This window comes from Streptomyces sp. SID486 (assembly GCF_009865385.1).
Taxonomy (GTDB): domain Bacteria; phylum Actinomycetota; class Actinomycetes; order Streptomycetales; family Streptomycetaceae; genus Streptomyces.
Genome location: NZ_WWJT01000457.1, coordinates 1 through 9,426 on the forward strand (window position 1 = coordinate 1; position 9,426 = coordinate 9,426).

Below are 9,426 nucleotides of genomic sequence, written 5' to 3' on the forward strand. Positions count from 1 at the left end.
GCCTGGGCGGCGGCCTGGATGCCGTAGGCGTTGCGGCCGTAGTAGCTGGTGTTGATGTAGCCGGCGAGGATGTCGTCCTTGGACTTCTCGCGGTCCACCTTCAACGAGATGACCAGCTCCTTCAGCTTGCGCGTGACGGTCTGGTCCTGGTTGAGGTAGTAGTTCTTGACGTACTGCTGGGTGATGGTCGAACCACCCTGCTTGCCCTTGCCGGCGAGCGTGTTGAGGATGCCTCGGGCCGTGCCTTTGAAGTCGACGCCGGAGTCGTGGTAGAAGCTCTTGTTCTCTGCGGCGACGAAGGTCAGCTGGACCTTGCGGGGCACCTTGGACAGGTCGACGATCTCCCGGTTGACCTTGCCGTCGCGGGCCAGGATCGTCCCGTCGCTGAACTTGTAGATGTTGCTCTGCCGCTGGGCGGCGGCGTTGCCCTCGGGGACGTCCACGTACAGGTAGAGGCCGATGAAGCCCAGGATGCCCAGTAGGCACACGCCGAAGAAGGTCCCGAGGATCTTCTTCCAGCCGAATATCCGGCGCAGCAGGCTCTTGGGGGGCTTGCCGCCCGCGGCCTTGCCGCCGGCGGTCGGTGCGCTGCCGGCCTCGGGGGCGGAGCGGCGGCGCCTGGACGCCGCGCGGTGGCCGCCGCGCTGTCGCGCTCGTCTCTCTTCCGCTCGTCCCATGGGTCCCTACGCTCGCTTCCGTCTCGGGGTCAGCTCCGAAAGCTAACACCCGTCTATATGACAAAGGGCGTCCGATCCGCTCTTTTACGGACGTGACAATCAGCACCCGCCCCACCGGAACCGACGGCTGGCACTGGCGCAAGGTTGCTTGTCGGATTAAAGTGATATCATTTGGCTAGAACCGAGCAAGCGCTTCGAGAACCGGGGGTCCCCTGTGTCCACATCCGAGCCGGCCGCCACCGCCGACGTACCCGAGATGCCCGCCCCGCGGGTGCGGGAGTTCACCGCCCACAGCATCGGCGGCGGCCTCGCGCTGCTGCTCGGGCTGATCGGGCTCGGCGGCGCCGCCGCCCTGTTCGCCGCCGCCGGGGCGGTCACCGGGGGCGGGGCCAAGGCCGGCCTCGTCGTCGCCGGTGTCGTCGTCCTGCTCGCCGCCCTGATCGCGATGCGCGGCCTGAACACGGTCGCACCGGGCGAGGCCCGGGTCGTCCAGCTCTTCGGGCGCTACCGGGGCACGATCCGGCAGGACGGCCTGCGCTGGGTGAACCCCTTCACCTCCCGGACCCGGATCTCCACCCGGGTGCGCAACCACGAGACGGCCGTCCTGAAGGTCAACGACGCCTACGGCAACCCGATCGAGCTGGCCGCGGTCGTGGTGTGGAAGGTCCAGGACACCGCGCAGGCCACGTTCGAGGTGGACGACTTCGCCGAGTTCGTCGCCACCCAGACCGAGACGGCCGTGCGGCACATCGCCATCGAGTACCCGTACGACGCGCACGAGGAGGACGGCCTGTCGCTGCGCGGCAACGCCGAGGAGATCACCGAGAAGCTGGCCGTCGAGCTGCAGGCGCGGGTGGAGGCGGCCGGCGTGCGGGTCATCGAGTCGCGCTTCACGCATCTCGCGTACGCTCCCGAGATCGCCTCGGCGATGCTGCAGCGACAGCAGGCGGGGGCGGTCGTCGCGGCCCGGCGGCAGATCGTGGACGGCGCCGTGGGCATGGTCGAGGCGGCGCTCGCCCGGATCGCGGAGGCGGACATCGTGGAACTGGACGAGGAGCGGAAGGCGGCGATGGTGTCGAACCTGATGGTGGTCCTGTGCGGGGACCGCGCCCCGCAGCCGGTCCTCAACACCGGAACCCTCTACCAGTGACGGACCCCGTCCAGCCGCCGCGGCGCCGGCCGCAGCAGCGCAAGCAGGTGCTGCTGCGGCTGGACCCGTCGGTCTACGAGGCTCTGGCCCGGTGGGCCGGGGACGAACTGCGGTCGGCCAACGCGCAGATCGAGTTCCTGCTGCGCAGGGCCCTTGCGGAGGAGGGGCGGCTGCCCCGGGAGACCGGCCCGCTGCCGCGCCGGGGACGGCCCCCGGGCGGCTCCCCCGCCGACCCCGCGTCGGACTGACCGGCCCCGGCCCCCTCGCGGGCCGGGGCCGGCCGTCGTTACCGAACCATGACAATGCCGCGCCACCTGCGCGGCAGTACCGCCCGCCATGATCTGCACACTCGGCGTCTACATGGCGCGTATACACCGTGTGTAGAGTGCTGGCATGTCCATCGGTCACACCCTCCTAGGGCTCCTGGAGTCCGGCCCGCGCCACGGCTACGACCTCAAGCGGGCCTTCGACGAGAAGTTCGGTCACGACCGGCCGCTGCACTACGGCCAGGTCTACTCCACGATGTCCCGGCTGCTGAAGCACGGGCTCGTGGAAGTCGACGGGATCGAGGCGGGCGGCGGCCCCGAGCGCAAGCGGTACGCGATCACCGACGCCGGCATCACCGACGTCGAGCGCTGGCTCGCCACCCCGGAGAAGCCGGAGGAGTACCTCCAGTCGGCCCTCTACACCAAGGTCGTCCTCGCCCTCCTCACCCACCGCGACGCGGCCGACATCCTCGACACCCAGCGGGCCGAGCACCTGCGCAGCATGCGCATCCTGACCGACCGCAAGCGCAAGGGCGACCTCGCGGACCAGCTGATCTGCGACCACGCCCTGTTCCATCTGGAGGCGGACCTGCGCTGGCTGGAGCTGACCGCGGCCCGCCTCGACAAGCTCCGTGAGGCGGTGGCCAAGTGACTCCTCCCCCCGGTTCCCTGCTGTCCGCGCAGGACCTGCGCAAGGCCTACGGCCCCACGGTCGCGCTCGACGGCGCCGAGTTCTCCATCCACGCCGGTGAGGTCGTCGCCGTGATGGGCCCCTCCGGCTCCGGGAAGTCGACGCTGCTGCACTGCCTCGCCGGCATCGTGCCGCCCGACTCCGGGTCCATCGTGTACGGCGGCCGTGAACTGGCCGGCATGAGCGACACCCACCGCAGCGCGCTGCGCCGCAGCGACTTCGGGTTCGTCTTCCAGTTCGGCCGGCTGGTCCCGGAGCTGACCTGTGTGGAGAACGTCGCCCTGCCGCTCCGGCTGAACGGCACCTCCCGCAGGAAGGCCGAGCGGACCGCGCTGGACTGGATGGAGCGTCTGGAGGTGGACGGCCTCAAGGACAAGCGGCCCGGCGAGGTCTCCGGCGGCCAGGGCCAGCGGGTCGCGGTGGCGCGGGCCCTCGTCACCAGCCCGCGGGTGGTGTTCGCCGACGAACCGACCGGCGCGCTCGACTCCCTCAACGGCGAGCGCGTGATGGAACTGCTGACCGACGCCGCCCGCTCCACCAACGCGGCCGTCGTCCTGGTCACGCACGAGGCACGGGTCGCCGCCTACTCCGACCGCGAGATCGTCGTGCGCGACGGCAGGTCCCGGGACATGGAGCGGGCCGTATGAGCCTGCGCCAATGGTCCAGGGACCTGGGTCTGGGCACCCGGTTCGCCTTCACCGGCGGACGCGAGGGCTGGGTCCGGGTGCTGCTGACGGCCGTCGGCGTCGGCCTGGGCGTGGCCCTGCTGCTGCTGACGACCGCGATCCCGAACGCGATGGCCGTACGGCACCAGCGTGACGAGGCCCGCCTCGACTACACCTACGACCAGACACACCGTCCGAAGGCCGCCGACACGCTGCTGATCTCGGACGTCGACGACTCCTACCACGGCTCCGACATCCGCGGCCGGCTGGTGGAGCCCGAGGGGCCGCGCGCACCGGTCGCACCGGGGCTCTCCGCGTACCCGGCGCCCGGCGACATGGTCGTCTCCCCCGCCCTGAAGCGGCTGCTGGACTCCGACGACGGGAGGCTGCTGCGCGAGCGGCTGCCGTACCGGATCGCCGGGACCATCGGTGAACGCGGTCTGATCGGCTCGCACGAACTCGCCTACTACGCCGGCGCGAAGGACCTGGCATCGCGTCTCAACGGCTGGCAGACGGCCCGGATCAAGGCGTTCGGGCGTCCGCAGGCGAGCACGTCGAACCGTCTCGACCCGGTGCTGCTGCTGCTGGTGCTGGTCGTCTTCGTGGTGCTGCTGATGCCGGTCGCCGTGTTCATCGCGGCTGCCGTGCGGTTCGGCGGTGAGCGGCGCGACCGCCGGCTGGCGGCGCTGCGCCTGGTCGGCTCCGACAGCCGCATGACCCGGCGGATCGCGGCGGGCGAGGCGCTCGCGGGTTCCCTCGTCGGACTGGTCCTCGGAGCGGTCTTCTTCCTGCTGGGCCGGCAGCTCGCGGGGTCCGTCGACATCCTCGGCATCAGCGTGTTCCCCAGCTACCTCAACCCCTCGCCCGCACTGGCGGTGCTGGTCGCGCTCGCCGTACCGACGGCGGCGGTGCTGGTCACCCTGTTCGCGCTGCGCGGAGTCGTCATCGAACCGCTCGGTGTGGTGCGCACGGCCAAACCCGCGAGGCGCCGGCTGTGGTGGCGGCTGCTGCTGCCGCTGGGCGGTCTCGCCATGCTCGCCCCGATGATCGGCCAGGGCCGGTCGAACGGCGACTTCAACCAGTACCTGGTGATCGGCGGCGTCCTGCTGCTGCTCGTCGGCGTGACCACACTGCTGCCCTGGGTCGTCGAGGCCGCGGTGGCCCGGCTGAACTCGGGCGGTCTGGCCTGGCAACTGGCGGTGCGCCGGCTCCAGCTGAGCAGCGGGTCGGCGGCCCGCATGGTCAACGGCATCGCGGTCGCGGTGGCGGGGGCGATCGCCCTCCAGATGCTGTTCGCGGGCGTCCAGGGCGACTACACCAAGGCCACCGGCCAGGACGTCGACGAGACGCAGATGCAGGTGCAGATGCCGCGGGGCGACGCGTTCGTGGCGGCCGCCGCGAAGTTCGCCGCCACCAAGGGCGTCCGCGAGGTCACCGCGCTGGGCGGCCTCCAGGTGGGCGACGGCAGCTTCAACACCGAGTCGGGGCCCGGCACGCAGACGGGCGTCACGGTCGGCGACTGCGCCGCCCTGCGCAAGGTCGCGGCGCTGCCGTCCTGCCGCGACGGTGACGTCTTCGTGGCCAGGGGCGGTGACAAGAGCATGGACACCGACACCGCCAGGCTGGCCAGGCCCGGCCGCGAGCTCCACTTCGACACGGGCACCGGATTCTCCGCGGGCCGGGACTTCCGCTGGCGCCTGCCGAACCGCATGAAGCAGGTCCGCGCGATCAAGGACCCGAACGGGAACACGGGCCCGGGTCTGCTGATGACCCCGGCCGCCGTGCCCCACCGGATGCACCCGCTGATCAGCGGTCAGGTGTACCTCTCGCTCGACGAGTCGGTACCGGACGTGCACGAGTACGTGCGCAACACCGCGGCCCGGATCGACCCGATGGCGGACACCGTGGTGTGGGCGCCCACCGAGCGCTCCAAGAAGTTCACCTCCATCCGGACCGGTCTGCTCGTGGGCGCCACGTGTGTCCTGGCGCTGATCGGCGTGAGCCTGCTGGTCTCCCAGCTGGAGCAGTTGCGCGAGCGCAAGAAGCTGCTGTCGGCGCTGGTGGCCTTCGGCACCCGGCGGCGCACGCTGAGCCTGTCGGTGCTGTGGCAGACGGCGATCCCGATCGCGCTCGGCCTGACCCTGGCCCTGACGGTGGGACTGACGCTGGGCGCGGTGCTGCTGAAGATGGTCGGCGCCACGGTGAGCGTCGACTGGCCGAGCGTGCTGACGATGACCGGCATCGGCGCCGCCGTGGTCCTCGCGGTCACCCTGCTGAGCCTGCCGCCGCTGCTGCGGATGATGCGACCGGAGGGCCTGCGCACGGAATAGACGGAACAGGCCGACGCCCCGGAGGGGCGCGGGGAACCGTGCGAGCACGCCCCGCCGGCCGGCTGCCGCGCAGCGCTCCGGGGACCTGTTTCCCCGGAGCGCTACGCGGCGCCCTCCAGCACCCGCACCGGCAGGGCGCGCAACGCCCCCCGCAGGGCCGCCGCGAGTTCCTCGTACTCGGCGGCCCGCGCGGCACCGGCACGCATGGCGAAGGCGACCCGGCGGCTCGGCGCGGGATCGGCGAAGTAGCCGGTCAGCAGCTGGGTGCTGCGGGTCGTCTCCAGCTTCAGGGCGGTGCGCGGGAGCAGGGTGCAGCCGAGGCCGCCCGCGACGAGCTGCACCAGTGTCGACAGTCCGGCGGCCGTGGTGGTGACCGGCGCGTCCGCCCGGCCGGCCTCCCGGCAGATGTCGAGGGCCTGGTCGCGCAGGCAGTGCCCCTCGTCCAGGAGCAGCAGGTTCAGCTCCCGCAGCGCCTCGCGCGGGATGCCCTCCCGGCCGCCGAGCCAGTGGTCGAGCGGGGTGACGAGCACGAAGTCCTCGTCGAACAGGGGAAGTTCGGCGACCCCGGGCACGCCGAGCGGTACCGCGAGCAACAGCAGGTCGAGCCGGCCGGAGTTCAGGCCGTCGACCAGGTTGGCGGTCTGCTCCTCGTGCACCTGGAGGTCGAGGTGCGGATAGCGCTCGTGGACGAGCCGCAGCACCGCCGGCAGCAGGTACGGCGCCACGGTGGGGATCACCCCGAGCCGCAGCACGCCGGTGAAGGGCGCCCGGACCGCCTCGGCCTCCTCCAGCAGCGCGCCGACCGCGTCCAGCACCGCCTTGGCCCGCACGGCCAGCCGCTCCCCCGCGGGCGAGAGCAGTACCTTGCGCGTCGTACGCTCGAGGAGGGTCACCCCGAGGGTCTCCTCCAGTGCCGAGACCGCGCCGGACAGGGCGGGCTGGCTCATCCCGATGGCCGCCGCCGCGTCCCGGAAGTGCAGGTGCTCGGCCACGGCGGCGAACGCCCGCAGCTGCGCCAGGCTCGGCTGCCTGCGCTTCCCGTTACCCATGGTCACTGATAACCACCTCCGATCAACACGACCGAGTGTAGCTATTTCACTAATCAATGCACCCTGTGCCAACATCGACGGAGTCCAACCCAAAGGGAAACACCCCAAAAGGGAAGTTTCTTCGCTGCAAGGAGAGCGTGTGCTCACTGTCGGTGACAAGTTCCCCGAGTTCGAACTGACCGCCTGCGTCTCGCTGGAGAAGGGCAAGGAGTTCGAGCAGATCCACCACAAGTCCTACGAGGGCAAGTGGCTCGTGGTCTTCGCCTGGCCGAAGGACTTCACGTTCGTGTGCCCGACCGAGATCGCCGCGTTCGGGAAGCTGAACGACGAGTTCGCCGACCGCGACGCCCAGATCCTCGGCTTCTCCGGTGACTCCGAGTTCGTCCACCACGCCTGGCGCAAGGACCACCCGGACCTGACCGACCTGCCGTTCCCGATGCTGGCCGACTCCAAGCACGAGCTGATGCGCGACCTCGGCATCGAGGGCGAGGACGGCTTCGCGCAGCGCGCCGTCTTCATCGTCGACCCGAACCGCGAGATCCAGTTCACCATGGTCACCGCCGGTTCCGTGGGCCGTAACCCCAAGGAGGTCCTGCGGGTCCTCGACGCCCTGCAGACCGACGAGCTGTGCCCCTGCAACTGGAGCAAGGGCGAGGAGACCCTGGACCCGGTCGCGCTGCTGGCCGGTGAGTGACCCATGTCGCTCGACTCCCTGAAGTCCCTCGTTCCGGACTACGCCAAGGACCTGAAGCTCAACCTGGGCTCGGTCATCGGCAACTCCGACCTGCCGGCGCAGCAGCTGTGGGGCACGGTGCTGGCGACCGCCATCGCCTCCCGTTCCCCGATCGTCCTGCGTGAGCTGGAGCCGGAGGCGAAGGCGAACCTGACGCCGGAGGCGTACACGGCCGCCAAGGCCGCCGCCGCGGTGATGGCGATGAACAACGTCTTCTACCGCACCCGGCACCTGCTGTCCGACCACGAGTACGGCACCCTGCGCGCGGGTCTGCGGATGAACGTCATCGGCAACCCAGGCGTGGAGAAGGTCGACTTCGAGCTGTGGTCGTTCGCGGTCTCCGCGATCAACGGCTGCGGGATGTGCCTGGACTCGCACGAGCAGGTGCTGCGCAAGGCCGGCGTGGAGCGCGAGACCGTCCAGGAGGCGTTCAAGATCGCCTCCGTGGTGCAGGCGGTCGGCGTCACCCTGGACGCCGAGGCCGTGCTGGCCGAGTAGGCCACACACACCGGGAAGACCCCGCTCACCGACGGTGGGCGGGGTCTTCGTCGTCTCACTCCGGGTGGCCGGCGTCCAGGTCGCCTCACTCCGGGTGGGCGGGGTCTAGGTCGCCTCACTCGGGGCGGCGGGGGCTCGTCGTCTCACTCGGGGCGGGCGGGGGCTTCCGCGGCCTCCTGCACCACCGGCGCGCCCTGGGTCGCCTGCACCACCGGCGCGTCCTGGGTCTCGTGCACCACCGGCGCGTCCTCAGCCTCGGCCCCGGCGGCGTCCTGCTGCTGCATCTCCAACGAGTACTGCCGCAGATACCCGACCACCGTGTTCGTCACCGCCACCAGCGGTACGGCCACCACCGCGCCGCCGATGCCGGCCACCATGCCGCCGGCGGCCACGGTCAGGACGACCGCCAGCGGGTGGACCCGGACCGCGCGGCCGAGGATGAACGGCTGCAGCACGTGCCCCTCGATCTGCTGGACCGCGAGGACCACGGCCAGCGTCATCACGGCCGCGAACACACCCTGGGTGACCAGCGCCACGATCACCGCGAGCGCGCCGGAGGCGACCGCGCCGACCAGCGGGATGAAGGAGAACAGGAAGATGAACACGGCGAGCGGCACGGCCATCGGCACGTCGAGGAAGTAGATGCCGATGCCGATGAAGATGGCGTCGATGAGGGCGACCAGGACCGTGCCGCGGACGTAGGCGGTCAGGGTGCGCCAGGCACGCGGGCCGGCACCGGACACGCCCGGACGGGCCGCGGCGGGCACCAGCTTCAGGAACCACTCCCAGATGCGCTTGCCGTCGTAGAGCAGGAACAGCGTCGAGAAGAACACCAGCAGGATGCCGGTGAGGGCCTCGACGATGACCTGGACGCCCTCCAGGCCCGCGGACGTTATCTGGTCGGCGTTGGCGCCGATCGCCTCGCGGAGGTTCTGGGCGATCTGGTTGATCTGTTTGTCGGTGACGTGGAAGGGGCTCTTCAGCAGCCAGTTGCGCAGGTCGTCGATGCCGCTCTGGATCTGGGTGGAGAGCGTGTCGATGTTCTCCATGACCTGCCAGGTCACGAACCAGCCCATGAGGCCGATGACCACGAAGCCGCTGATCGCGGTCAGCGCGGTGGCCAGGCCGCGCGGCACCCCGCGCCGGGTGAGGCGGGCGACCGTCGGCTGGAGCAGGGCGGTGACCAGCAGGGCGATGACGAAGGCGAACACCACCAGTTGGACGGCGCTGATCACCCGCATCAGCACCCAGACGGTGCCGGCCAGCACCAGCAGCCGCCAGCCCGCCTCGGCGGCCACCCGGACACCCCAGGGCACGACCGCGGCGGGATCGGGGCGCGGGCCGGCCGGCGGCGCGGGCCGGCGGAC

Annotated in this window: 10 protein-coding genes; 7 read left to right on the forward strand and 3 right to left on the reverse strand. The window is 71.0% G+C overall.

Annotated elements, in window-relative coordinates; all coding sequences use genetic code 11:
* Nucleotides 1–677 (reverse strand): biosynthetic peptidoglycan transglycosylase (locus GT045_RS21665; RefSeq protein ID WP_161335147.1); only part of this gene is annotated, 677 nt, incomplete at its 3' end.
* Nucleotides 678–891: 214 nt separating this feature from the next.
* Here GT045_RS21665 and GT045_RS21670 point away from each other — a divergent pair.
* From GT045_RS21670 to GT045_RS21690, 5 genes are all read left to right on the forward strand, one after another.
* Nucleotides 892–1,827 (forward strand): SPFH domain-containing protein, encoded by a 936-nt coding sequence (locus tag GT045_RS21670; RefSeq protein ID WP_161294285.1) that lies wholly within the window; start codon nucleotides 892–894, stop codon nucleotides 1,825–1,827.
* Nucleotides 1,824–2,075 carry a hypothetical protein gene (locus tag GT045_RS21675; protein WP_161294283.1) on the forward strand — a complete coding sequence of 84 codons (252 nt, stop codon included), beginning with the start codon at nucleotides 1,824–1,826 and terminating at the stop codon, nucleotides 2,073–2,075. Before GT045_RS21670 ends, GT045_RS21675 begins: the two co-directional genes overlap by 4 nt.
* A 145-nt stretch (nucleotides 2,076–2,220) precedes the next feature.
* Nucleotides 2,221–2,745, forward strand: coding sequence for a PadR family transcriptional regulator (locus tag GT045_RS21680; protein ID WP_161294281.1), 525 nt, complete (start codon nucleotides 2,221–2,223; stop codon nucleotides 2,743–2,745).
* Nucleotides 2,742–3,431 carry an ABC transporter ATP-binding protein gene (locus GT045_RS21685; RefSeq protein WP_161294279.1) on the forward strand — a complete coding sequence of 230 codons (690 nt, stop codon included), beginning with the start codon at nucleotides 2,742–2,744 and terminating at the stop codon, nucleotides 3,429–3,431. Before GT045_RS21680 ends, GT045_RS21685 begins: the two co-directional genes overlap by 4 nt.
* Nucleotides 3,428–5,779, forward strand: coding sequence for an FtsX-like permease family protein (locus tag GT045_RS21690; RefSeq protein ID WP_161294277.1), 2,352 nt, complete (start codon nucleotides 3,428–3,430; stop codon nucleotides 5,777–5,779). Before GT045_RS21685 ends, GT045_RS21690 begins: the two co-directional genes overlap by 4 nt.
* Before the next feature lie 101 nt (nucleotides 5,780–5,880).
* Here the strand turns inward: GT045_RS21690 and GT045_RS21695 are convergent, their stop codons facing one another.
* A complete protein-coding gene (locus GT045_RS21695; protein WP_161294275.1) occupies nucleotides 5,881–6,828 on the reverse strand; it encodes a LysR substrate-binding domain-containing protein in 948 nt (315 codons plus the stop codon).
* A 139-nt stretch (nucleotides 6,829–6,967) separates the two neighbouring features.
* Here GT045_RS21695 and GT045_RS21700 point away from each other — a divergent pair, with 139 nt between their 5' ends.
* Nucleotides 6,968–7,522 carry a peroxiredoxin gene (locus GT045_RS21700; RefSeq protein ID WP_161294273.1) on the forward strand — a complete coding sequence of 185 codons (555 nt, stop codon included), beginning with the start codon at nucleotides 6,968–6,970 and terminating at the stop codon, nucleotides 7,520–7,522.
* A 3-nt stretch (nucleotides 7,523–7,525) separates the two neighbouring features.
* Nucleotides 7,526–8,059 (forward strand): alkyl hydroperoxide reductase, encoded by a 534-nt coding sequence (locus GT045_RS21705; RefSeq protein ID WP_161294271.1) that lies wholly within the window; start codon nucleotides 7,526–7,528, stop codon nucleotides 8,057–8,059.
* Nucleotides 8,060–8,202: 143 nt separating this feature from the next.
* Here GT045_RS21705 and GT045_RS21710 read toward each other — a convergent pair.
* On the reverse strand, nucleotides 8,203–9,426 hold a 1,224-nt coding region (locus GT045_RS21710), incomplete at its 5' end, for an AI-2E family transporter (protein ID WP_161335148.1).